At 68.5% G+C, this 23,570-nt stretch carries 24 protein-coding genes; 15 read left to right on the top strand and 9 right to left on the bottom strand.

The features are described from left to right. Positions 1-105: 105 nt before the first annotated feature. Complete coding sequence (locus tag ACO1BU_RS11105; RefSeq protein WP_424136008.1) at positions 106-1,176, bottom strand: S1C family serine protease; 1,071 nt, start codon at positions 1,174-1,176, stop codon at positions 106-108. Positions 1,177-1,407: 231 nt separating this feature from the next. Here ACO1BU_RS11105 and ACO1BU_RS11110 point away from each other — a divergent pair, with 231 nt between their 5' ends. Together ACO1BU_RS11110 and ACO1BU_RS11115 are read left to right on the top strand one after the other, a co-directional pair. Further along, positions 1,408-2,826: a carbohydrate porin gene (locus tag ACO1BU_RS11110; protein WP_424136009.1), complete on the top strand. Its 1,419-nt coding sequence runs from the start codon at positions 1,408-1,410 to the stop codon at positions 2,824-2,826. A 266-nt stretch (positions 2,827-3,092) separates the two neighbouring features. Continuing rightward, complete coding sequence (locus ACO1BU_RS11115) at positions 3,093-3,383, top strand: hypothetical protein (protein WP_424136010.1); 291 nt, start codon at positions 3,093-3,095, stop codon at positions 3,381-3,383. A 58-nt stretch (positions 3,384-3,441) separates the two neighbouring features. Here ACO1BU_RS11115 and guaD read toward each other — a convergent pair whose 3' ends face one another. Continuing rightward, positions 3,442-4,776 carry a guanine deaminase gene (guaD, locus tag ACO1BU_RS11120; RefSeq protein WP_424136011.1) on the bottom strand — a complete coding sequence of 445 codons (1,335 nt, stop codon included), beginning with the start codon at positions 4,774-4,776 and terminating at the stop codon, positions 3,442-3,444. Between the two features lie 112 nt (positions 4,777-4,888). Between guaD and ACO1BU_RS11125 the strand changes: the two genes are divergently transcribed. After that, on the top strand, positions 4,889-5,848 hold the full coding sequence (locus ACO1BU_RS11125) for a Bug family tripartite tricarboxylate transporter substrate binding protein (protein ID WP_424136012.1): 960 nt from the start codon (positions 4,889-4,891) through the stop codon (positions 5,846-5,848). 39 nt (positions 5,849-5,887) lie between these two features. Here ACO1BU_RS11125 and ACO1BU_RS11130 read toward each other — a convergent pair whose 3' ends face one another. The 4 genes from ACO1BU_RS11130 to ACO1BU_RS11145 all read right to left on the bottom strand — a co-directional run bounded on the left by ACO1BU_RS11130 (position 5,888) and on the right by ACO1BU_RS11145 (position 10,053). Continuing rightward, positions 5,888-7,729, bottom strand: a complete 1,842-nt coding sequence (locus ACO1BU_RS11130; RefSeq protein ID WP_424136013.1) for a hypothetical protein — start codon at positions 7,727-7,729, stop codon at positions 5,888-5,890. 100 nt (positions 7,730-7,829) lie between these two features. Continuing rightward, positions 7,830-8,267 (bottom strand): TadE/TadG family type IV pilus assembly protein, encoded by a 438-nt coding sequence (locus tag ACO1BU_RS11135; protein WP_424136014.1) that lies wholly within the window; start codon positions 8,265-8,267, stop codon positions 7,830-7,832. Positions 8,268-8,286: 19 nt separating this feature from the next. Then, positions 8,287-8,697, bottom strand: a complete 411-nt coding sequence (locus ACO1BU_RS11140; protein ID WP_424136015.1) for a TadE/TadG family type IV pilus assembly protein — start codon at positions 8,695-8,697, stop codon at positions 8,287-8,289. 3 nt (positions 8,698-8,700) lie between these two features. Beyond that, entirely contained in the window at positions 8,701-10,053 is a 1,353-nt protein-coding gene (locus ACO1BU_RS11145) for a pilus assembly protein TadG-related protein (protein ID WP_424136016.1), read from the bottom strand. A gap of 596 nt (positions 10,054-10,649) precedes the next feature. Here ACO1BU_RS11145 and ACO1BU_RS11150 point away from each other — a divergent pair. The 10 genes from ACO1BU_RS11150 to ACO1BU_RS11195 all read left to right on the top strand — a co-directional run bounded on the left by ACO1BU_RS11150 (position 10,650) and on the right by ACO1BU_RS11195 (position 19,399). Next, on the top strand, positions 10,650-10,814 hold the full coding sequence (locus ACO1BU_RS11150; protein ID WP_424136017.1) for a Flp family type IVb pilin: 165 nt from the start codon (positions 10,650-10,652) through the stop codon (positions 10,812-10,814). An 81-nt stretch (positions 10,815-10,895) separates the two neighbouring features. Next, complete coding sequence (locus ACO1BU_RS11155) at positions 10,896-11,405, top strand: prepilin peptidase (RefSeq protein WP_424136018.1); 510 nt, start codon at positions 10,896-10,898, stop codon at positions 11,403-11,405. Between the two features lie 3 nt (positions 11,406-11,408). After that, entirely contained in the window at positions 11,409-12,254 is an 846-nt protein-coding gene (gene cpaB, locus ACO1BU_RS11160) for a Flp pilus assembly protein CpaB (RefSeq protein WP_424136019.1), read from the top strand. A 2-nt stretch (positions 12,255-12,256) separates the two neighbouring features. After that, on the top strand, positions 12,257-13,810 hold the full coding sequence (locus ACO1BU_RS11165) for a type II and III secretion system protein family protein (RefSeq protein WP_424136128.1): 1,554 nt from the start codon (positions 12,257-12,259) through the stop codon (positions 13,808-13,810). A 5-nt stretch (positions 13,811-13,815) separates the two neighbouring features. Beyond that, a complete protein-coding gene (locus tag ACO1BU_RS11170; protein ID WP_424136020.1) occupies positions 13,816-14,115 on the top strand; it encodes a hypothetical protein in 300 nt (99 codons plus the stop codon). Continuing rightward, positions 14,105-15,343: a CpaE/TadZ family protein gene (locus ACO1BU_RS11175; protein WP_424136021.1), complete on the top strand. Its 1,239-nt coding sequence runs from the start codon at positions 14,105-14,107 to the stop codon at positions 15,341-15,343. Before ACO1BU_RS11170 ends, ACO1BU_RS11175 begins: the two co-directional genes overlap by 11 nt. A gap of 24 nt (positions 15,344-15,367) precedes the next feature. Continuing rightward, entirely contained in the window at positions 15,368-16,708 is a 1,341-nt protein-coding gene (locus tag ACO1BU_RS11180; RefSeq protein WP_424136022.1) for a TadA family conjugal transfer-associated ATPase, read from the top strand. Further along, on the top strand, positions 16,708-17,667 hold the full coding sequence (locus ACO1BU_RS11185; protein WP_424136023.1) for a type II secretion system F family protein: 960 nt from the start codon (positions 16,708-16,710) through the stop codon (positions 17,665-17,667). Before ACO1BU_RS11180 ends, ACO1BU_RS11185 begins: the two co-directional genes overlap by 1 nt. Further along, positions 17,667-18,620 carry a type II secretion system F family protein gene (locus ACO1BU_RS11190; RefSeq protein ID WP_424136024.1) on the top strand — a complete coding sequence of 318 codons (954 nt, stop codon included), beginning with the start codon at positions 17,667-17,669 and terminating at the stop codon, positions 18,618-18,620. The genes ACO1BU_RS11185 and ACO1BU_RS11190 overlap by 1 nt, the downstream gene beginning before the upstream one ends. Positions 18,621-18,736: 116 nt before the next feature. Next, a complete protein-coding gene (locus ACO1BU_RS11195) occupies positions 18,737-19,399 on the top strand; it encodes a tetratricopeptide repeat protein (RefSeq protein WP_424136025.1) in 663 nt (220 codons plus the stop codon). A gap of 94 nt (positions 19,400-19,493) precedes the next feature. On the opposite strand, the gene ACO1BU_RS11200 is transcribed toward ACO1BU_RS11195, so the two are convergent. Then, positions 19,494-20,282, bottom strand: a complete 789-nt coding sequence (locus ACO1BU_RS11200) for an enoyl-CoA hydratase (RefSeq protein ID WP_424136026.1) — start codon at positions 20,280-20,282, stop codon at positions 19,494-19,496. A 113-nt stretch (positions 20,283-20,395) separates the two neighbouring features. On the opposite strand from ACO1BU_RS11200, the gene ACO1BU_RS11205 reads away from it, so the two are divergent. Continuing rightward, a complete protein-coding gene (locus tag ACO1BU_RS11205; RefSeq protein WP_424136027.1) occupies positions 20,396-21,076 on the top strand; it encodes a methyltransferase domain-containing protein in 681 nt (226 codons plus the stop codon). Further along, entirely contained in the window at positions 21,073-21,912 is an 840-nt protein-coding gene (locus ACO1BU_RS11210; protein WP_424136028.1) for a MipA/OmpV family protein, read from the top strand. The genes ACO1BU_RS11205 and ACO1BU_RS11210 overlap by 4 nt, the downstream gene beginning before the upstream one ends. A 64-nt stretch (positions 21,913-21,976) precedes the next feature. Here the strand turns inward: ACO1BU_RS11210 and ACO1BU_RS11215 are convergent, their stop codons facing one another. Together ACO1BU_RS11215 and dapB are read right to left on the bottom strand one after the other, a co-directional pair. After that, positions 21,977-22,549 (bottom strand): lipid-binding SYLF domain-containing protein, encoded by a 573-nt coding sequence (locus ACO1BU_RS11215; protein WP_424136029.1) that lies wholly within the window; start codon positions 22,547-22,549, stop codon positions 21,977-21,979. A 198-nt stretch (positions 22,550-22,747) separates the two neighbouring features. Continuing rightward, positions 22,748-23,500 (bottom strand): 4-hydroxy-tetrahydrodipicolinate reductase, encoded by a 753-nt coding sequence (gene dapB / locus ACO1BU_RS11220; RefSeq protein WP_424136030.1) that lies wholly within the window; start codon positions 23,498-23,500, stop codon positions 22,748-22,750. Positions 23,501-23,570 lie beyond the last annotated feature (70 nt).

Consider the following 23,570-nt stretch of genomic DNA (forward strand, 5'->3'; position numbering starts at 1 on the left):
CCAACGGCCTAAATCAAAGGCCTGCGGCACCATTCCTCAATCGCTGTTCCCCGCGAAAACAGATCGCGGGGTCTGGCGCCCCGGTGGGGCCTTGGTGGATAGGGCCTAGCGCTCGCAGCGGATGAACATCGTCGCCCGCTCCGCGATCTCTCCCACATCCGCCGCGCTGCGGTCCGGCCCGTTACTGCTGGCTGCCGTAAAGGGCACCCCGGCGGTGCGCAGGAAGGCTGCGGCACGCTCGCCACGCACGGCAAAGTTGATGTTCTGGGCGATGTCGCCCGTGCGCCCGGCCACGGCCTGGGCATTCAGCTTGGAAACGACGACGCCGACGATATTGCCCTGCATGTCCAGCAGCGGTCCGCCGGAATTGCCGGGCTGCACGGGGGCGCTGATCTGGATCTGGTCGGGGTTGTCACGCAAGCCGCGCAGGCCGTTGATCTCGCCCCGCGTCAGCTTGGCGTCGGAGGAAAGCAGGCCACTGAGGGGGTAGCCATAGGCCACTACGCCCTCACCCCGACGCAGCGGCGGGTCCTGGCGGAAGGCAAGCACGGGGCCGGTGAGGCCGGGCACGGTAAGCACGGCCAGGTCCAGCTTCGCGTCGGTGCGGGCGGGCGGAACGGCGGCGTGGTTGCGGCCGTCGGGCCCACGGACCAGGACGCGGTTGCACTCATCCACCACATGGCGGTTTGTCAGGACACGCTCATTGGCGACGAGGAAGCCTGTGCCGGTCGCGGCGCGGACGCCGGGGCGGGGCAGGGCCTCGGGCGGCGTGGGCGCGCTGGGGGAGGGGCGGCCCGCGGCGCCGGCGGCAACCACAGTGGAGGCATCCAGCGTGATTTCGCGGTTCGCGCAGATTTCCTGGTTGCGCGCCACTGCCTCGCGCCCATCCGCCAACACGAGGCGGATATCGAACCGGCAGCCGGCCTGGGCGCTGGGGCGCAGACGATAGGCGGCATCGGCCGGCAGGGGCCGCGGCAGCAGGTTGCCCGCCCAGTCCGGCCGGCCGCTGCGGACCGCGTGGAGGGCAGTTGCCTCCTGCCCTGTCCGGTTCACCACGCGGAAGCCCTCCTCGGCCTGGGTGGCGGCGGTGGGCGGGGCTGTTGTGGCCGGTGCCTGCGCCAAAGCCGGCGCCATCAGGCTGAGGGAAAGCAGGACGGCGGGGAGAGGGGCGCGCATGGCCGCGACGATGTGTGGAAGCTTCCGTCTTCCGTCAATCCGGATCGCCGATCCGGTAGCGACCTGGCCGCCGCCCGGCCAAGGCAGGCGGCTTCCGGTCAGCCATCTGGCCTTGCCAGATGGCTGCGCCTCATCTACCAAGCTATGACTTTGATTTGATTGATTAAATCTCTGCACATCTCACAAGATGAACAGCTCTTCATGTATTGTCCAGCGATGTAGGGAGTTGCGATGCCTGGCCGCCTAACCCGCCGTCCCCGCCCGGTGCGGTGGGCCTGTCTCGGTCCGCTGATGCGGGCCTTTCTTCTCGTGCTTCTGCTTCCAGGCATCGCGGCAGCCCAGCAGGGCGCCTCGCCCGGCACCGACGACACCGATGCTCCTGCCCTTTTCCCCGAGATCGCCGCCCGGCTGAGCCGGCTGGAGGAGCAGGGCTGGCTGGTTCATGGCCAGGCGACTTTCGTCCTCCAGGGCCATCCCCGCTTCCGCTCGCCCTACCAGGGCCCGGGCAGTCTCAAGCCCGAGGCGTCGGCCGCCAACACCCTCTCCACCGACCTGATCCTCGGCCGCCGCCTCTGGCAGGGGGCGGAAGCGGTGGTGGATCTTTCCGTCACGCGCGGCTTTGGCCTGTCCAACTCCACGGGCGTTGCCGCCTTCCCGAACAACGAGGCCTTCCGGCTCGGCTCTACCGAGCCGACCTTCTTCGTGCCGCGCGCCTTCTTCCGCCAGACCATCGGCCTTTCCGCCGACATGGTGGAGGGCGAGGACGACCCGCTGCGCTTCAGCGGCCCTATCCCGCGCGAGCGCCTGACCATCACCATCGGCAAGATGTCGGTCTGGGACATCTTCGACCGCAACAGCTATGCCCATGATGCCCGTACCCAATTCCTCAACTGGGCGCTGGTGGGGGCCGGCGCGGTGGACTATGCGGCCGATGCCCGCGGCTGGACCATCGGCGCCGCCGCCGAATGGGAGAATGGGACCTGGGGCCTGCGCGCCGGCGCCTTTCAGGTCGCGCGCCGCGTGAACGGCCTCTTCCTCGATCCCTCCATCACCCGCGCCTGGCAGTTGCTGGGGGAGGTGGACCGCTTCACTAATATCGGCGGCCGCCCCGGCGCGATCCGCCTCATCCTCGGCCTCTCCCGCACCCGCCAGTCCAGCTGGGGCGAAATCGACCCCCGGGATCCCGAGAGTTTCGAGCTGAATCCGCATGGCTACCGCACGAAGCGGATGGCCGCCCTGACCTTCGAGCAGGAGCTGGCCGAGGATCTCGGCGCCTTCGCCCGCCTTTCCTGGAATGACGGGCGTACGCAGAACTGGATGTTCACGGAGATGGACCGCGCCGTTTCCGCTGGCCTCTCGCTCAAAGGCGGGCGCTGGAACAGGCCGGGGGATACGGTCGGGCTGGGTGGCAATATCGGCTGGATCTCGGAAGGGCGCCGCCGCTACCTGGAGGCCGGCGGCATCGGCTTCATCACTGGCGACGGCGCCCTGCGTGGCGGGCCGGAATATGTGGCGGAGGCTTTCTACGACGCGGCCCTCGCGCCGGGCTTCAACCTGGCCTTCGATGTCCAGCACGTGGTCAACCCGACTTATAACCGGGACCGTGGGCCGGTAACGCTGTTCGCGCTGCGGGCGCGGGTGTCGTTCTAGACTGCTCGGGGAGGCTTTGCCTCCCAGCCCCTCACCGGCGAGCATTATGCTCCCCGGACCCCACCATCTGTTGGCGGATGAGCCGAAGTTCCGCCGATTGCGCCGGGATCCGGGTGGAAGAGTCTTCTAAAAGCCACCCTCATCCTTCATCGCAACACCACCCCGCAAACCCAGGAAAAGCCCCCGTGACGCGCGCGGCGGGGCGCCCTAGAAGGGCGACCGCCCGTGGAACAAACATGCGGGTCCTATTCTCCAAGGACGATCCAGTGACCAAGACGATCCTCAAGGCCGCGCTGCTTCCGTCGCTGGCGCTGATGGCGGCCTGCACGACCACGCCCGCCCCGACCCCGGCCGTGGCGCCGCCGCCGGAGGAAGCCTTCCGGCCGGCCTGCACCCAGCGCCTTCCGAACGCGACGGAGTTCGGCCTCAAGAAGTGCATGCTCGAGGAGCTGGACAAGTCGCGCGGCGTGACCCCGGCCAACGTCGCCCCGGCGCCCGAGCCCGCCCCCACGCCGGCCCCGGCCCGCACTGCCCCGGCGCGCCGCCGCGCCCGCTGAGGCATTCCATCCGGATGCCCTCACTGGCCCGTCCCGTCAGGGGCGGGCCAGTATCGTTTCAGGCGCCGTCATCCTGTCTTCCTGGCGCATCCCGGTCATGTGCCAGGCGTCCGGCGACATAGGTCGCCCGCACGGCGCGCTCGTCCCCCAGCGCCATCAGGGCGAAAAGCCGGTCCGCCGGATCAGCCGAGCCCTCCGTCCGCAGCGCCAGTGCGGGCGTGGCGCAGGGGTCGAGCACCACCAGATCCGCCTCCATCCCCGGCGCCAGCGTGCCGATGCGGTCCTCCAGGCGCAGCGCCTCCGCGCCGCCGCGGGTCGCGAGCCAGAGGGCCTGGGCCGGATGCAGCCGCGCGCCACCCAGACGCGCGACCTTGTAGGCATCGCCGAGCGTCCGCAGGGTGGAAAGCCCGGTGCCGGCGCCGACATCGCTGCCCAGCGCGACCTTCACCTCCGCCGCCTTCATTTCATGCAGCCGGAACAGGCCGCTGCCGAGGAAGAGATTCGAGCTGGGGCAATGCGCCACGGCGCAGCCGGTGCTGCGTAGCGCGTCGCGATCACCCTCGGTCACATGCACGGCATGGCCCATGATCGCGCGAGGCCCGGCCAGGCCGGCGCGCGCATAGACATCGAGATAGGATGAGGCCGCGGGAAACAGCTCCCGCACCCAGACGATCTCCGCCTCGGTTTCGCAGAGATGCGTCTGCACATAGGTGCCGGGGTTGTCACACCACAATTGCCCCGCCGCCTCCAGCGCCGCACCGGTGCAGGCCGGGGCGAAGCGTGGCGTGATGGCGTAGAGCAGTCGGCCGCGCCCGTGCCAGCGCGCGATCAGGCGCCGCGTGGCGGGGATGCCGTGATCCGCGCCATCCAGCAGCTGGTCCGGCGCGTGGCGGTCCATCAGCACCTTGCCGGCGATGATGCGCATGCCCTGGCGTTCGGCTTCGGCGAAAAGCGCATCGGCCGAATGTTCATGCACCGTGCAGTAGACGGCGGCGGTGGTCGTGCCCGCCCGCAGCAACTCGCGCAGGAAGAGCGATGCCACGCGCGCGGCATGGGCCGCGTCCGCGAAGCGCGCCTCGGTCGGGTAGGTGTAGCGCTGCAGCCAGTCGAGCAGCGTCTCCCCGAAGGCGCCGGTCATCTCCAACTGCGGGTAGTGAACATGCGCGTCGATAAAGCCCGGCCCAATGATGCCATCGGGGTAATGGTGGACCGGCATATCGTCCGGGTGCCGGGCGCGCTCCGAGGCATGATGGCCGAAGCCAATGATCCGGCCGCCACGCACCACCACCAGGGCGTCGGGCCAGTGCCGCAGCGCCGCCTCGGCATCGCCCCGGAAGGGATCATGGCGGAAGGTGAAGGCTTGGCCGCGCAGGCCCAGCAATCCGTCGGTCACGCGCTGCTCCCTGCTCCTCCGCCCATCATGCCACCCTGCAAGTTCCGGTGAAGACCGCTTGCGACATGGCCTTCCACAGGGCTACGTCCGCCTGACCGGGATGGAAATCACCATGAAGCGCCGTCACCTCCTGCCGCTCCTCGCGGCCCCTGCCCTCATCACACGCGCCTCCGCCCAGGGCCGCCCCATTACGCTGGTCGTGCCCTATGCCGCTGGCGGCGGCACGGACATCGTGGCGCGGGAACTGGCGCCCATCCTGATGGAGCAGCTCGGGCAGAACGTCATCGTCGAGAACCGCGGCGGCGCGGCCGGGCATGTCGGCGCCACCTCGGTTGCCCGCGCGCGGCCGGACGGCACCACGCTGCTCTTCGCCGTTTCGACCAACATCGTGGTCAACCCGCATCTTCAGCGGAATGACCGGATCAATCTCTCCACCGCCCTCGCACCGGTCACGAAGGCCAGTTCCTACCAGTATGTGCTGGTGGTCGACCCGAAGGTGCCGGCGAACAACCTTCAGGAGCTGATCGCGGCTGGGAAGCGCCCGAATGCGGGCTTCACCTTCTCCTCCGGTGGCGTCGGCTCCAACAACCACCTGGCCGGGATCCTCTTCGCGGAGGCCGCGGGGGTTGAGATGGAGCACATCTCCTACCGCGGCACGGCGCCGGCGCTGCAGGACGTGGTCGCTGGCCGGGTGACCATGAATTTTTCCTCCCCGCCACCCGCCGTGCCGCTGGCGCGGGATGGCCGCCTGCGCGCCATCGCCGTGACCGGCGAGCACCGCCTTCCTTCCCTGCCCGAGGTGCCCACCCTGTCCGAGGCCGGACTGCCCGGCATCGTCATCCTGGGCTGGCACGGCATCTTCGCACCCGCCGGTACGCCGGAGGCCGAGATGAGCCGCCTGGAGGCCGCCGCCAACAAGGCGATCCGCGACCCGCGCTTTGCCCGCAGCCTGGAGCGGGACGGGCTTGAGGTCGCGGCCGAGCAGCCCCGCGCTGTTTTCGCCCGCGCCATCCAGGAAGAATACGAGTTCTGGGGCAAGAAGGTGCGCGAGCTGGACTTGAAGGCGGAGTAGCCTGGGCTGTCCGGGACCTCCGCTCGTTCAGCAACCCCGTCATGGCGCAAGGTTGCCTCCTGCCTCGCGGTGCTCCGGCAGGGACAATTCGAAGAGGCTGTAAGCCTCGGTCAGGGGTTCCGGCAGGCTGACCGGGTGGGCCCATTCCGGCGATACCGTTCCGGCGAGCAGGCGCGCGCCGAAACTGCCTTCCGCCGGCATCAGGCGCTCCGGGGCGCCTTGCGTGCAGAACAGGAGATAGCGGGCCTGCCGCCGCAGCAGCACCGCGCGCATCTCGTCCTCATTCGCCGCATCCAGGAGCTGCCGCGTATCCGCGAAGGCGTGGCCGCCGCGATGATAGGGAGCAACGACAAAGCGATAGGACGTGCGCCAGGCGAGTTCGGGAGCGCCGCGCATATCGTTCGACATGATGATCGGAGAGGATTTCCCGTCCTCCGTCGGATGACCGGGCTGCTCCTGGTTCAGCCATTCGGAAAGGGCCCCGGACCGGCAGGCTTGCACCGCCGGCTTGTCCTCCGGCCACCAGCGCGCAAGGGCAGGCGGCGCGAAGAGCAGAAGTGATGGGGCCAGAATGCTGGCCATGAGGCGCAGGTGCCTGTGTGCCAGGCGCGACTGGATGCAGGTCAGCAATCCCGCGCCAAGGAGGGAGGCCGGTGCCGCCAGATCCAGGGCGAAGCGGCGGTGAAGGATCGCGGCCACGGTGCAGGCTGCCAGTGTCAGCCCAAGCAGAACAAGGGCCCGGCCCCGCACGCCGTCGCGCCATCCGGCGCCCCCGAGTAGAAGCACCAGACCTGCCGCTGGCACCGCGCCCAGGCAGTGCACGAGAACGGCCAGTTCGCCCTCGGCGTTGGCGCGCAAGGGCTGCATCTCCCCCACGAAGGGGAGGAAGAGCGTGGCTGTCGCCTGGTCGGCAGCCGCCATGGAGCCGGAAGCCGCGGCCGGATACAGGAACAACAGCATTCCTGCCGCCACGCCGCACAGGAATGTCCCCGCCGCGAGGCGTGACAGCCGGCCCCCACGAAAAAGGGATGCCAGAAAGAAGACCATCGCGGCCAGCCCGGCAGCGAGCGCGTGCTGGATGGAAACCTTGTCGTAGTCACCGTCGAGCCATGCCGAAGGCGGCCGTTCCGTGGCGATGGCCAGCAGGATCACCGCCAGCATGCCGAGTGCGATGCGGGATCCCTGCCGCGCGATCGGTGCGCCATCCTCTGCCCACCACCAGAAAAGACCGAAGCCCGCGAGCACGGGGGTAACGACGAGAAGCGCCTCCGGGCTCACCCAGACCCCGAGGCCAGAGGCCGCGCCGGCGAGGAGTGCCGCATGGTGCCGCCCCGGATCCATCAGGGCCCGGAGCCCCGCGCCAAGGAGAATGACGGCGCAGAGCAGGACAAGAGTGTGATGATCCGAGCGTCCGACCATGCTGTACGTCATGGCCACCGGCTGGGTAAGGATAAGCAGGCCCGCGAAAAGAGAATCCGTCGCCGGCCAGACGGCTCGCGCCGCCCAGATCGCGGCGGGCACACAGAGCAGGTGAAGCACGGGACACAGGAGAGCGGCGGACCAGAAGATGCCCGCGCGCATGTCGATGCCGAAGATCGCATGGGCCACGAGGGCCGGCCCCAGGGCAAGGATGTCGAGCGGACGGGTCCAGTGCAGTGACAAGCCTTCCGGCGCGTTCAGCCGCGGCGTGACCTCGGCATACCAGGCACCGCTGCGCCACAGCTCATCAATGCGCATCACCCGGACATAGCTGTCCGTGTCCGGCAGCCTGCCCTGCATGATGTCCGTCTTGGAGGCGAGGAGCAGATGCAGTGCAGCGCCGACCAGCACGATCAGCAGGAGGAGCCAGGCCGGCGGCTCGGAGCTGGAGGAGTTTTGCACGTGACCACCTGGAGACTGTCGAGGAAAAATCCCGGGGCGCCAGAGGGCTTGCCGCGGCGGGTCCGGCACTGGCTTCCCCTGGACGGGGTAGCGCACCGGTCTAATTGACGACCGCCAGCGCGGTCTGGCGCAGCTGGAGCGATGTGGTGGGAAGCAGCGGGATCGAGTAGGTGAAGGGAAACGTGGCCGTGACGTTGACGGTCGTGATGCCGGCCTGGGTGCCGCAGCCGCTCAGCGTGACCGACAGCGCCTCGCTTTTCAGCACGGGAACCCGCGCGTTCGCGCCGGACAGGTTGCCCGACAGATTCGTGCAAGCGGCGTTGCCAGCATTCAGATTCGCCGACGCGCGCAGCACGGCCAGGCGCACCGCGTCAGCCGTTACGGTCCGCAGGGCCTGCACGATCATGAGGTAGCGGCCGACCTCCATGATGCCGATCATGAGACTGAACAACAGAACGCCGATGATGGCGAATTCCGACGCCGCCGCTCCACGCCGGCAACGCACCACGCCGGCAACCGTGCTCCTGATGCGGGTCATGGCCCGCGCCTGATTCATCCTAGCGGAGGCGGACAACTGCATGACCAGATCCGCTGGAGAAGGAGGAGAAGAGCAAAGGTGTAAGATTGCGCCGTGCGGTCAGCGTGACATAGCGCGCCTCTCCGGCGCTGCAGGTTCCTCCGCAGGAAGCGGCCACGCCCTGGCATTCGCAGGAGACGGCCGGCAGCGGAACATCCGCCGTGGTGAGACCGGGTGCCGCGGCGATGATCGCGTTCCGCATGGCATCCAGGTTTCCAGGCGTCGCAATCGCCTGCTGCGCGCCGACCCGGACCGCGGATTCCAGCTGGATCGAGGTATAAAAGGAATTGGCGACATCGTGGACGCCGAGGAGGAGCAGGATCAGCACAGGGGCGAGCACAGCGAATTCCGAGGCGGCGATGCCGCGACGGCCGATCTTCGGCAGGCGCATCATCTACTCCACCAGGCGCACGGTGCGGACAGTCGCATAGGGTGTCACCCCGGCGCAGCCTGAGACATCGACGGACGTATCCGAGTTTCCCGAGAGGGAAAGCCGGTATCCCACGATGGAGAAGCAGTTCGACCCCATCGCGCTGCGGCCGTTGATCACCACGTCGGAGGTGGGAAGATAGATACCGCCGAAAATATCCATGGAGGCACCGCCATTCAGTTGCACCTCTTTCGTGGTCCCGTTGTTCGTGGCGCGTGCATCGCGATAGAGCACGAGCCCTGCAGCAGCGGGATAGCCGGGGATGAGGGAGGAGGAGGGGCCGTGTAGCTTGCCGCTGGCCTGTGCGTTGATGCGGATCGTGCCCACATTGTCCGGCTCGCCGGTCATGACGAGGGTGACGCCATTGCCGTTGATGGCGCCCTGCACGGTTAGATCGCCCTTCACGTAATAGAGGCCTGGCGCGAGGTTGAGCGTATCGTTCGTGCCGACGGTGATGTTGCAGATCGGCGGGGCAGGATCAGGCTTCGCGCTGATGACCCCTTTGACCGCGCTCAGGGACTGGCATCCCGAAGCCGGGGTTGGGGTCCAGGATCGCAGCGACTGGAAGGGATCCTGGATCGGATCCGGCCGGTTCGCGCTCACCGCTGGACGGGTTGTGCGGGAGTCGTCCGTCCAGACATCGCCGCTTGCACAGCCTACGCAGGTTCCAGTCGTGTCGAGCGAAGCGGTGCGAACACTCGCGCTGCCGACGATGGAGATACCACCGGGAGAAGGCGCGTTGCTGGCCAGGGCGCAGGACACCGAGCTGCTTGTGCTGTTGCCGCCCAGTTCCAGCCCGCCCTCCAGGGCAAGCAGGCAGACCTTTTCCGTCACATTCGCAGTCGCCACGGCGCGGGTATGGACGGTGGGAGCCTGCGAGATAAAGAGGCTGGCGAAGCTTGCACGCTGCGGCTTTGTTATCAGCACCTCTACAGCCGAGCCGTTCCCCTGGAAGGCACCACCGAGCGGCGGGATGTTAACTTTCACCGTCGCGCCGTCAGCCGGGCTGAAGCCGTTTCGCGAGGCGATGTCCCGCGCGGCGGCCGCGCCATCGCCGCTGCGGTCCCGGGCGGATGCGCCGGCTAGGGCAGCAAGATCCGCCGCGCTCGTTGCGTTGCGCATGGACAGGTACCAGACGCCGCCATCGACGGCGAGGCCGACAAAGCCCAGCAGCACCGTCGCGCTGACGGCGACAATGGCGGAGGTGGATCCGCGCCGGCCCAGGATGGCGCGCCCCCGCGAGCCCGAACGAGTTGGATTCGCTGCAGGGCGGAACGGGGGTGGGAGCGTGGCCTTTGACCGGAGGCTTCCACCCACGATGCCTGCTCCTGCCCGGAGATGGCGGCTGTAAAACTTCAATTCCACGGTTGTTGTCTCGGTCGGAGCGCCCGCCGCCTGCATGTCAGGGGGCGTGTTGAACGACTGTTTACCATGATCACAAATTGTTGACATCAATAAACGCAACCGGTAGTTGTCCACACCGAAGCGACAAGCCTCCCCCGAAGTAGCTCCTTCGGGCAACGGGGTCGGCGCATCGCATCAGCGCTACGAAGAGGAGAGGCGCATCAGTACGCGGCGTTTGTGTTCTCACATTCGGTACGAAGACGTTTCAATAGAAGTGTTACTTACGAAGTCAGAACTTCCGGTCAGATAGACTAGAACCTAATGTAAGAAGTTTCTCAAGAAACAGACGTAAATGCCTGAGAAACCTAATTATCCATTACCGAATGGAAGAACTGATCTCACAATAGGCGACGTTGCGTGCGAATTGTGCAACTCCTAACGAATTTTTAACCGTGTACTTCAACTTAGCACTGCAACTCCGGGTGGTATTTGATCTACAAACACACCCGGCAGGCTTCGGCGCAAACCGCGACGGGCCACCAACCCGACCAACACAGGAAATCCGAATCATGCTGTCCCATCTTCTGTCTCAGACCCTGAACACTCTGCGCGACCGCAAGGGCGTGACCGCGGCCGAGTACGCGGTGCTCGCCGCCGCGATCGTCGGCGTCGTTGCCCTCGCTGCCGCCTCCCTGGGCACCGAGATCACCAACAAGTTCACGAACATCATGTAAGGCCTGCCCGCTCGGGTGCTCCCACGGAGCACCCGAGTAGAGCGGCCTGCATGCTTCGCGCCGGAGGCGCTCAGCACTCCCATGACAGACACCTTGCTGATCCTGCTCATGGTGTGCCTGCTGCTTCTGGCCGCCTGGCGGGACATCGCCACCCGGCTCATTCCCGACAGTCTCTGTCTCGCGCTTCTCGCCGGCGCCCTTGCAATTCGCGCTTCGGCCGGCCCCGAAGCATTGCTTCTCTCGCTTGGCGCCGCGCTTTTTCTCTTCTGCCTTCTCTTCGTTCTTGCGATGCGCAGCATTCTCGGCGGTGGTGACGTAAAGCTGGCGGGCGCCTTTGCGGTGGCCCTGCCGCCGGCCAGCATCTGGAATTTCACCATTGTAACGGTTTTCGCCGGTGGCGCGCTGGGCCTCAGCTACATCGCCGCTGCCCGGCTCCTTCCGGCTTCCGCCTCTTCGCCCGGTGCCCAGGGCCTGCTCGGCCGCGTGCTCGCCGTCGAGTCCTGGCGGATCCGCCGGCGCGGCCCGCTTCCCTACGCCGTCGCCATCGCGGCCGGCGGCATTATCGTCTTGCTCGGCTCTCGGGGGCTCTGAGGCATGTATCTGCGCATCCTGATCATCCTCTCGCTCCTGTTCAGTGCCGTCGGCCTCGGTGCGCTGGCCTTCCGCGTGCTCGAGCCAGCCGCACCGGTCCCGGTGGCCGAGGCAACGCCCACCCCGCCGCCTCCGCCAGCGCGCGTTCGCATGCTGGTGACCGCCCGCGCGATGCCGGCCGGCACGCTGCTGAAGGATGTCGACCTGGTAGTGCGCGAGGTCGCGCCGGACGCCCTGCCGGAGGGCGCGGTCCTCGAGGATGCGCGTGCCGAGCTGCAGGGCGGCCTGCTGCGCCGCTATCTTGAGGCGGGGGAAGTCCTGCCACGTTCCGAGGTGCTCCGCCCGCGCGATCGCGGCTTCCTGGCCGCGGTGCTGCGCCAGGGGCGCCGGGCGATTTCGGTCGGCGTCGATGTCGTGACCGGCACGGCCGGGCTGATCTGGCCCGGGGACCAGGTGGATCTGATCCTGACCCAGGAATTGGCAGCCGCCGACGCCCCGATCGGGCGCCGCGTGGTCGGCGAGACGGTGCTGGCCGATGTGCGCGTCATTGCGGTGGACCAGCAATTCACCCAGGGCGCGACCGGCACCGACAGCGCCGTGGGGCGCATCGCCCGTACTGTGACGCTGGAGGTGACCTCCGAACAGGCCGAGCGTGTCGCCGTAGCCACACGGCTCGGGCGAATCGCCCTCACTGTCCGGGCGATCGAGCCCCAGCAGGACGCGGTTCCGGCCGGTGCTCCTGTCTTCGCTGCCGATGTCTCCTCCGCCCTGGCCTCCGGCATGGTCTCGCAAGGCGCGCGGATGCAGGTGATACAGGGCGAAGAAAAGCAGGAGGTGGTGTTCCGGTGACCATGGCATCCCGTGCCGGCCTTGCCCTCGCGCTCACTCTCCTCCTGCCCGGCACGGTCCTGGCGCAGGCGAGTCTTCCGCCAGCCCCGGCTTCTCCGCGCGCGCCCTTCCCCGACCTGGGCCGTACTCCCCAGGTGGTGCAGCCGCCCGCCGCGCCCGTGCCCCTGACCGTTACGCTGGAAGCCGGAACCGGCCGGTTGCTGACGCTTCCCCGGCCCGCCCTGACGGTGCTTGCCGCCGATCCGCGCGTGGCGCGCATCCAGCCGGCCTCGCCGACAAGCCTGTTCCTCATGGCCGTTGCTCCCGGCCGCACGACCGTCCTCGCGACGGCCGAGGATGGCGCGCCGGTCGCGCAATATGACGTGGTCGTGTCGCCCAGCGCTGCGGCTGCGGCTGCAGCGGCTCCGCAGGCCATGGCCATGCCGGGGGCTGCCGCGGCGCCCGCCGCACCCCCCCGGCCCACCGCCTCGGCGGTCGAGGGCATGATCCGGCGAATGGTGCGCGGGGCAGATGGGGTGCGCGTCGCCGCGGCAGGCCGGAACGGCTTTGTCCTGTCTGGCACCGTGCCCACCGCGGCCGACGCCCAGCGTGCCGAGGCCATCGCCCGCGCTGCGATCGGAGAGGATGCAGAGCTGGTGAACACGCTTTCCCTGCTCTCCTCCATCCAGGTGAATCTGCGGGTCCGCGTCGCCGAAATCTCCCGCCAGGTCACGCGGGAGCTGGGCTTCAACTGGCAGGCCCTGGCCTATGACGGAAACAACTTCCTGCTCGGCCTTCGCACGGGCACGGCCGGGACGGTGCTGAACGCCATCACCGGCGCGGCGGCCAGCAGCTCGGGCGCCCAGCGCCTTGCCGCCGGCTTCAGTTCCTCGCGTTTTGATATCAACACAGTGGTCGATGCACTGGCGAGCGATCAGCTCATCACCATCCTGGCCGAGCCGAACCTGACCGCCCAATCCGGCGAGGTCGCGAGCTTCCTCGCCGGTGGCGAGTTCCCGGTGCCGGTGGCCGCGAACAACAGCAACAACTCCATCACCGTCGAATTCAAGCAGTTTGGCGTGTCCCTGGCTTTCGTGCCGACCGTGATGGGACCGGACCGCTTGAACCTGCGCGTGCGCCCGGAGGTGAGCGAGCTGTCGGAGAACGGCTCGATCAGCGTGCCGCTTGCAAGCGGCACGGTCACGATCCCCGCGCTGACCGTGCGTCGCGCGGAGACAAGCGTGGAGCTGGGCAGCGGGCAGAGCTTCGCGATCGCCGGGCTGCTCCAACGCTCCAATACCCTGGTCAGCAGCGGGCTGAACGGCCTGGGCGACGTGCCCGTGCTTGGCGCGCTGTTCCGGTCCGACCGCTTCCGCCGGAACGAAAGCGAACTGGTCATCATCATCACCCCCTATCTCGTGCGCCCCGTGTCCGACCCGCGTGCCCTGGCAGCACCGACGGATAACTTCCGCCCGGCCTCGGACCTGGATCGCATCCTGTATCGCCGGCAGCTGGCCCGTGGCGGCACGGCGGCACCGCTGGGTGCCCGCCTCGATGCCGGTTTCATGGTGGAGTAGCGAGGATGCGCGCTGTCTATCTAACCCCCCTGCTGCTTCTCGTTGCCTGTGGGGGCGGCGACTACAGCCGGCCCGGCACCTGGAAGCCGGCCGGCGTGAACGACCGCAATATCCAGGTCATGCTGGCCGATCCTGCGCATGCGACCCGCGGCGCCGAGGCGCAGGATGAACGCGGCACCGCCGGCACCATGGCCATCGACCGCCTGCTTCATGACCGGGTGCGGCGGCTGCCTTCCTCCGGCCGCGCCTCGGCCATTGGCGGCGGTGCCACAGGATCTGCGCAAGGAAACTCGGATGCTCGTTGAACGCAATCCGCAGCGCGAATCGCCGAAGGAAAGCCGCTACGTCGCGCCCCAGGATGAATCGCGGATCCCACTGCTGGCCTTTGTCACAGATGAGGAGAGCGAGGCGGCCCTCCGTGGCGGGCTTGTCGATATCGGTGCCGGGCTCCAGGTGCGGCGTGGCGACGCCCATGCCGCCGCCCGCGCGCTGGAACGCGAGGTGACGCCGGTCATGCTGCTGGTGGACGTGTCCGGCATCGCCGATCCGCTCGGCGCGCTGGATGCTCTCGCTGGCGTCTGCACGCCGGATGTGCGGGTCCTTGTTATCGGCGAAAGCTCTGACCTCGCGCTGTACCGCAGCATGACCCGCGACCTTGGCGTCGCGGAGTATCTCTACAAGCCGCTGACCCGTGACGCCGTCACCCGCCTTTTCGGCCCACATGTGACGGGCGGCGCAGCGAAGGGCACTGCGGAGCGCGGCGGAACCCTGCTGACTGTCTCCGGCGCACGCGGGGGCTGCGGCACGACGACCCTGGCCGTGAACCTCGCGCTGCATCTCGCGGATATCAGCCGCGGCCATGTCGCACTGCTTGACCTGCATCTCCGCGGCGGCACCACGGGCATGATGCTGGGCCTGCGCTCCGGCACCGGTCTCCGCGTCGCGCTCGAGGATCCGGAGCGAGTGGACGGGCTCTTTCTCGACCGCTCCTCTGTTCCCGTCTCGGAGCGCGTACGCCTGATCGCAGCCGAGGAACCGATGGATGCCGACCCGCGGCCCACCGAGGGCGGCGTCAAGAACCTGCTCGCCATGCTGACGGCCCGGTTCAACTATGTTGTCGTGGACGCGCCCTCGCCGCCCGGGATCGCGGAACGCATCGCCCATGCCATGGCGGCACACCGGCTGGTGGTAACGGGGCCCGATATCGGTGGCATCCGCGATACGCTCGGCCTGCGCAAGCTGCTGGGCACGCTCGGCGCGGGCCAGGTGGCGACCGTGCTGAACCGCGTGGGGCTGCCGGGCGGGCTGAAGGCGAAGCTGGTGGAAGAAGGGCTTGGCGGCCCACCAGACTTCACCATCCCCGATCTGCCGAAATACCTGCCGCGTGCCGCCCATCTCGGCCGGCCAGCCCTGACCGACAGCAGCGCCTTCCGGCGCGCCCTGACGCCACTGACCCAGCATGTTGCGGATCTGAAGACGACGGCCCCTGCCACCTCTCTCGTCGCCCGGCTGCTCGGCGGCGGGAAGCGCTAGGCGGACGGACGAGAGGACCCTGCCGTGAGGACCTTTGGACGACGTGCCGAGGAGGCCGCGCCCACCCCGCCGCCGGCCGCTTCGGCTGCCGCGCCCGCCAATGTCGCGGATAACGTGCTGCGCCGCCTGCGGAGCCAGGTGCTGGAGCAGGTTGACCCGGTGGCGGCCGGCCGCCTGGCCGGCCCTGCCCTGCGCGCCCAGCTTGAGGCGCTGGTGCATGATGTCGCGAATCGTGAACGGGTTGAGATCTCGGGCCGCGACGAGGCGCGGATCGCCGAGGAGCTGACGCATGACATGGTCGGCTTCGGCCCGCTGGAGCCGTTGCTGAACGATGACACCATCAGCGACATCATGGTGAACGGCCCGGAGCGGGTCTTCGTCGAAGTGCGCGGCAAGGTGCACCTGACCGATGTCCGCTTCCAGAGCCATGCCCAGCTGAACGCGATTGCCCAGAAGATGGCGGCGACTGTCGGGCGGCGCGTGGACGAATCCAGCCCGCTGGTGGATTGCCGCCTGACCGATGGCAGCCGCGTCAACGTGGTCTTTCCGCCGCTGGCGATCGACGGCGCCTGCATCTCGATCCGGAAATTCGCGAAACGGAAGGCGGATCTGCAGGATCTTGCCGCCGGCGGGTCCATGTCCCCCAATCTGGCTCGGGTGCTCGAAATCGCGGCGCGCTGCCGGCTGAACGTGGTGATCTCGGGCGGCACCGGCTCGGGCAAGACCACCATGATGAATGCGATGAGCCGCATGATCGACCCTGGCGAGCGCATCGTCACGATCGAGGACGCGGCGGAGTTGCAGCTGCAGCAGCCCCATGTGGTGCGGCTGGAAACGCGCCCTGCCAATCTCGAAGGCAAGGGTGAGATCAACCAGCGCGATCTGATGAAGAACGCCCTGCGTATGCGGCCGGACCGGATCATTGTCGGCGAGGTGCGCGGCGCTGAGGCCTTCGACATGCTCCAGGCCATGAACACCGGCCATGACGGCTCCTATTGCACGGTGCATGCGAACACCACGCGCGATGCGGTGATCCGTATCGAGAACATGGTGCAGATGGGCCAGACCAGCCTGCCCAGCCGCGCCATCCGCACCCAGATCGCCAGCGCCGTGGACCTGATCGTGCAGGTGGAGCGCATGCGCGACGGCGGCCGCCGCGTGGCCCAGGTATCCGAGGTCTGCGGGTTGGAAGGTGAGGTCATCACGATGAACGAGATCTTCACCTTCGAATATGACGGCGACGGCCCGGACGGCCGGATCCGGGGACGCTGGACCAGCCCCGCCACACGCCCCGGCTTCATCGAACGCCTGGAGTATTTCGGTCTCGCCGATGCCTGGATGCGCGCCGTGCGGGAGAGCGTCTGATGCAGGGCGCCATGATCCTGCTCCTGCCCGGCCTCCTCCTCTTCGGCCTCCTGCTTGGCGGGCTGGCCCTGGTCGAGGCGCGCCGGGCGCCGCGGCTCCGGCAACGGGTCCTCGCGGTGGCCGGAACGCCGGTTGTGGATCTGAAGGTTCCCGCGCCGAGCATCCGGGTCACGGAAGTGCGTCACAGCGCGATCCAGCTCCGCCTTTTTCGGCTGGTCGGTTTCGATCCCGATCTGCCGCAAGCGGCCCGGGTCATTCCCTGGCCGGTTATCGCCGTGCTCGCGATCGCGGCCGGGCTGTTCGGCGGCTCGCGCCTCGTCGACATGCTCGGCACGCCGCTCGGGATCCTCGGTGGAGTCGGCTCAGCGCTGCTGACATCCCGTGGCATCTTCAAATGGCAGACCGGGCGTTACCGGGACGCTATCTTCCAGCAGCTTCCTGATGCGCTGGGGCTGATGGTCCGGGCGATCCGCGCGGGCCTGCCCCTTGCCGAAGCCCTGCGGGGCATCGCGCGGGAGAGCGCCTCACCGCTGAAGGAGGAATTCACGCGGGTGGTGGGCGACATCGCAATCGGCCGCCCCGTGGATGCCGCGCTGATGCGGGTTCATGCCCGGACCGGCCTTACGGAATTCTCGTTTCTCGCCGTGACGCTGGGGCTGCAGGCGCAGACCGGCGGCAGCCTCGCGGAGACGCTCGACACGCTGGCCGATATGGTCCGCAAGCGCGTGGCGATGACCAAGCGGGCCAAGGCTCTCGCCGCAGAGGGCCGCATGCAGGCCGGGATGCTGGCTGTCCTGCCGTTCCTGGCCGGCGCCGGCATGTCCTTCATCCAGCCCTACTATCTCCGGACCTTTACCGAGAATCCGGCGGGACAGCGCCTCGCCATGATTGGCCTGGGTCTCATGGCGCTGGGGATGCTCACCATCCGGCACCTCATCCGGCAGGCGGGGCGGGACTGATGATCGCCCTGTCCCAGACCTGGCTGCTGGCCATCACTGCGGGGATCGGGGCGGTCGGCCTGGCCGCCGCCGCCGCCGCCTTGCTCGCCCATGCTGCGGAGGAGCGGGACCTCTCCATCCGGATCCGCACCTCCCTATCCTCAGCCAGCGACAGGACGGACCAGCCGCGGACCCGGACGCGCCGCTCGGTCTGGGCTCCCATTCGCCTGGTGGGCGAGAAGCTTCGTGACAGCGCCCTGCTCTCGGAAAAAGAGCTGAAGGAATTTCAGCGCGCCCTTACCGCCGCCGGGCTCGATGCGGGGCAGGCCGTGCCGGTCTTCCTCGGCGTCAAGGCGCTTCTCTTTATCCTGGCGCCGGCGGCTGGCTTCATGTTCGCCCTTCTGCTCAAGCTCGACACGATGCGGATGGTCCTCTTCGTGTTGGCCGGTCTGGTGGTGGCCATCTACGTGCCGAACGCCGTGATGAACTGGCTGCGGAAGCCGTTTCAGGAAAAGCTGCGCCGTGGCCTTCCCGACGCGCTCGACCTGATGGTGGTTGCCGCCGAGGCCGGGCTGGGCCTTGAGACAGCGATCGAGCGCGTGGCCCGTGAGATGGCGGGAACCAATAATGCGATCGCGATCGAGCTGACCGTGCTTGTCCAGGAGATGCGGATGCTGCCCGACCGGCGGGAGGCACTGGAGCGGCTCGGCGACCGGACGGATCTGGAGGGGTTCAAGCGACTGGGTTCCACCCTTTCCCAGACGCTGCGCTACGGGACGCCGCTCTCCCAGGCGCTGCGCGTGCTCGCGGCCGAGATGAGGCAAGAGCGCATGCTGCGGATCGAGGAGAAGGCGATCCGCCTGCCTGCACTGCTGGTCGGGCCACTGATCCTCTTCATCCTGCCTGCCTTGTTCATCGCCCTGATCGGCCCTAGCATTATCGAAATGGGAAGAACTTTCGGCTCGGGCAATTGACATCGTCCCTTTCTGCCGCTCGGGCCAGGTTCGGGATTGCCGCCTTCGCGTCCTTCCTTCTCTCGTCCTGTGCGGGTGGAGCCGGTGATCCCAGCCGCGGGCCGCGTGATCCGGATGTGCCGTCCAGGCTCCGGGTCGCGGCAGCGGCCGAGGCCTCCGGCCAGCCGGATCTGGCGCTCTCCCTCTATGGTGCCGCCGCCGAGGCCGATCCGCGGAACCCCGTGGTGCTCGGGCGTTTCGCCGGGGCCCTGTCGCGGGCAGGCAATATCACCGAGGCCCAGACGGTGCTGGAGCGGGCCCTCCAGCGGAACCCCGATGATCCCGCGTTGATCAACCAGCTTGGCCGGATCCAATTGCGTGCCGGCACAGCTGAAGCGGCGCTCGGCACCTTCGGCCGGCTGTTGACGGCCAAGCCGAACGACCCCGCGGCGCTCGATGGGCGCGGAATGGCGCTGGATCTGCTCGGCCGGCATGAGGAGGCGCAGGCAAGCTATCGCGCGGCGCTGGCCGCCTCGCCGGGCGCGATCGGGGCCGCGAACAATCTTGGCATCTCCCTTCTGCTGGCCGGGCGTTTCGCCGAGGCGCGGGACGTTCTCGAGCCGCTCGCCCGGCGGCCCGGCGCGCCGCCCCGGGTAGCGACCAACCTGGCCATCGCCCGTGCGGCGCTGGGAGACGAGCAGGCCATGCGGAGCCTGGTTGGGGAGAATGCCACCCGGGCCGACCTGGACACCCTGCTGCGCGAACTGGGCGCAAGCGCGAGAGGCCAGACCCGGGAATAAGCTGGCGGAACCGCGCCGGGCGGCCGCTCGGGCCGCCCGGCGCCACATTCCAAAACCTTAACGGCCGGCCGTCAGGAGGCCCCACCTTCCCTCGCTACTTCCCCGTCCAGACCGGCTTACGCCGTTCCAGGAAGGCCGCGACGCCTTCCTTGAAATCGGCGCTGGTGAAGGTCAGGGCCACCATGTCATCGGCATTGGCGCCCTTGATGGCGTTCTCGCGCAGGCGCTTGAGGGTGGTCTTGGCGGCCCGCAGCGTCAGTGGCGCATGGCCGGCGATGGTGCGGGCCAGGGCTTCCGCGCGTTCCAGCAGCGTGGCCTGGTCGGGCAGCACCTCGGTAATCAGGCCAAGCGCCTTGGCCTCCTCCGCCTCCACCAGCCGGGCGGTGAAGATCAGCTCCAGCAGCCGGGCCGGGCCGAGCAGGGCGGAGAAGCGGGCATAGTTGCCCAGGGACAGCGTGTTCCCCAGCGTCCGGGCGATCGGTACGCCGAAGCGCAGGCTGGCCGAGCCGATGCGGATGTCGCAAACGCCCGCCACCCCCGCGCCGCCACCCGTGCAGGCGCCGTTGATGGCGGCAATGGTGGGCTTCGGGCAGTCCTCGATGGCAGAGAGGACGCGCCCGATCCGCTCCTCGTAGTCCAGCGCGTGCTGGGCCGTGGTGAAACTGGTGAACTGGCTGATATCGGTGCCGGCGGCGAAGGCCTTCTCGCCCCCGCCGGTGATGATCCAGGCCTTGATGGCCGGGTCCGTTCCGATCTCGGCAGCCTTGGCTGCCAGGCCTTCATACATGGCGAAGGTGAAGGCGTTCATCGCCTTCGGGCGGTTGAGGGTGGTGAGGAGGATCCCGCCTTCCTTCACCTCATGGATCAACTCGTCCTCGGCCATGGCGGCGCCTCCTCTCCGTTTCCGGCCAGAAGGGTGCCCCCGCGGGCCGGGCGGGGGAAGAGGTGGGGCTCGGTTACGTTGCCGTATCTTCATGTGCCGGGCATTCTGGGGGAATGCCGGACGGATTGCCGCTTTCCCCTCCTGACCTCGACGCGCTGATACCCGCGGTGACGCGGCGCTATGACGGCGCATCCCGCTTTACCCGGAACTTCGTGCCGTCGAAGCTCCGCCGCGATCCCGCCACCGCCGCCATCCTGTCCTATGCCGCCCGCGCCGGAGGCCTGGGGCATGTGGTGGATCTGGGCTGCGGCCGTGGGCAGCTCGGCCTGGCGCTGCTGCTTTCGGGCGGAGCCAGCCGCGTGACCGGGCTGGACCTGGACAGGCGAAAGGTGGCGGAGGCCAACGCAGCCGCGCGAGGCCTTCCCGCCACTTTCGTCGCCGCCGACCTGTCCCGGGCAGAGGTGCCGGCGGGCGACACGGCGCTGATGGCGGATGTGCTCTACCAGCTTCCCGATGGCGCGCAGGTGCCGGTGCTCGAGGGAATGGCGCGCGCCGCGCGGCGGCGAATCGTGATGCGGCTGTTCGATCCGGATCGCGGCTGGCGCAGCGCCTTTGGCATGGCGATGGAACATGCGGGCCGCGCGCTGCGGCGGGACGGCGCGGCGGTGAAGCCCATGCCGGTCGATGCCGTGGTCGCCCGCTTCGAGGAAAGAGGGTTTCGTTGCACAGTGGCGCCATGCTGGGCCGGAACCCCCTTCCCCAATGTGCTGCTTCTGGCGGAGCGCATGGCATGAGGCGCCTCCTTCTCGCCATGCTGCTGCTTTCCGCCCCGGCGGTGGCGCAGGAGGTGCGCTTGCCGGTTTTTGAGGCCGGCGTGGCCGGCGGCGGCGGCTGGCTGCCCGACTACCCCGCCGCCGACCAGAACCATTTCCGCGGCATCGCTGTGCCCTATCTGATCTACCGGGGCGAGGTGCTACGCGCCGACGACCAGGGTGTGCGCGGCCGCGTGCTGCGCGGGGAAAGGATAGGGTTGGACCTTTCCTTCTCCGGTGCCTTCCCCTCCTCCTCCGATGACAACCGCGCGCGCCGCGGCATGCCGGATCTGGACTGGCAGGGCGAGGTCGGCCCGGCGCTGCGCCTGACCTTCTGGCGCGATCCCACCCACCCCCGGCGGATCAACCTGGAATTGCCGGTCCGCGCCGTCTTCTCCAGCGACCTGACCTCCGTGCACTACCGTGGCTTCGTCTTCTCGCCTGAGCTGGCCTTCGAGGACCGCAATACCGGTCTTCCCGGCGCCCGCCTGCGCGTGGGTGTCGGCCCGATCTTCGCGACGGAGCGGCTGCACCGCTACTTCTACGAGGTAGCTCCGCAATACGCGCTGCCGGACCGCCCCGCCTATCGCGCCAAGGGCGGCTATCTCGGCTCCCGCCTCCAGTTCTCCTACCGCGTGCCGATCACGGAGCAGATCTCCTTTGTCGGCGGCGGCCGGGTGGAGAATTTCGCGAGCGCGGCGAATGAGGAGAGCCCGCTGCACCGGCAGAACTGGAATGCCACCGTGGCGCTGGGGTTCGCCTGGTCCTTCTGGCGGTCAGAGGCGACGGTGCTGTCCTCCGCCGATCCGTTCGACTGAAAAGGGCCGGGGGAGAAAGCTCTCCCCCGGCCCCTAGCCCCCTTTTCCGGGTTTTGGGTGCTGATCAGGACGGGTTGATGCGGGTGATCTTGGTGCCATTGAGGGCAATGGCCGCCATCAGGCCCTGCTGGTTGAAGGTGACGGCGTAGACCGGCTCGCGCAGGGTGGTGGCGGTGATGTTGGCCTGCAGGCCGCGATCCAGCGCCACCACGGTCGGGCCGGTGCCGATCTCCCAGCCATCCGCCCGCATGAGCGCGTTCAGGGACTCGTCAGTCATGAAGAACATGGCGAGGCCGGCCGCCTGGGCACCGATGAGAAGGCCGAAGGAAGCCCCGGCGATGTTGTAGTAGCCGGAGATGGCGTTGCCGCGGAGAAGAGCGCCTTCCCCATACTGGCCGCCGACGACGAAGCCGCCCTGAATGATGCGGGGGAAGACGAGAACCGCGCGGGCCTGGCTGAAGAGCGGGCGGATGTTCTCCATCCCCCGCAGCCGGACAAGGGCGGCGTTGACCTCGGCACCGATCTCGGCCGCGGTGGCAGCCTGAGCCGGGCGCGGGCGGAGAAGGGCGGGTGCGGCAAGGAGGGCGGCGCCGGCCGGAAGAAGCCGGGCGAGGTTGCGACGGGATGTGGGCTGCATGTTGCGTTCCTGCGTTCCTGCCCCCCGGGATTTCCACCTGGGGGCTTTATGCGGCGGAACGCGCTGCGCGGTGATGGGTTTGCTGACGTCTCGATTGGTTACAGGAAGGCGTTTCAGGCAACGATACCGCGGGGAATTCCGGCGGGAAGTTCGCCCCAGGCGAGAGGCGTCGAAGCTGCTGGCGCCGAGCGAATTCCATCAGCCCATGCCGAGGACGTGCTTCATCCCGTAGAGGCCCGGAGGCTGGTTGACCGCCCAGAGGGCTGCCCGCACCGCACCCGTGGCATAGACGCGGCGGTCGAAGGAACGGTGAGTGAGGGCGATGTGCTCGGCGCCCGAAGCAAAGAGAAGAGTATGTTCCCCGACTACCTGACCGGCGCGCAGCGCCGCGAAGCCGATGGTGCCCGTCTTGCGTGGGCCGGTGTGTCCGTCGCGGCCGGACTCGATCCCGGCCTCCTCCAGCGTCATGCCACGGCCGGCAGCCACCGCGCGGCCCAGGGCAATGGCGGTGCCGGAGGGGGCGTCCACCTTCTGGCGGTGATGGGTCTCGACGATCTCGGCGTCATAGGTCTCGGCCGGCAGGGCAGCGGCCAGGCGCTCGGCGATGGCGATGGCCAGGTTCACGCCGGGCGCGAAATTGGCTGCATAGACGATGGGGATATGCGCCGCGGCATCGGTCACCGCCTGTTCCTGCGCGGCGCTGAGGCCGGAGGTGCCGAGGATAAGCGGCTTCCGCGCACGGGCCGCGGCGTCCGCATGGGCGATGGCGGACTCGGCATTGGTGAAGTCGATCAGCACGTCCGAGACCTGGGCCAGGGCGGCGGGGTCGCTGGGCCAATCATCGCCGCGGCGGGCGGTGCCGCCGGCCAGCTTGGCGCCGGCCGCGGCCACTTCCTCCGTCAGGAGACGGCCCATGCGGCCGGTGATTCCGAGGATGCCGATGCTGGTCATGCTGTGCTGCCCCCGCCTGCGCTCGGGCCGTTTTGGGCCGGATCGCGGGCGGGGGGAAGTGGGTTGTCAG

Source organism: Roseomonas chloroacetimidivorans, from assembly GCF_049629625.1.
Classification (GTDB): domain Bacteria; phylum Pseudomonadota; class Alphaproteobacteria; order Acetobacterales; family Acetobacteraceae; genus Roseomonas; species Roseomonas chloroacetimidivorans.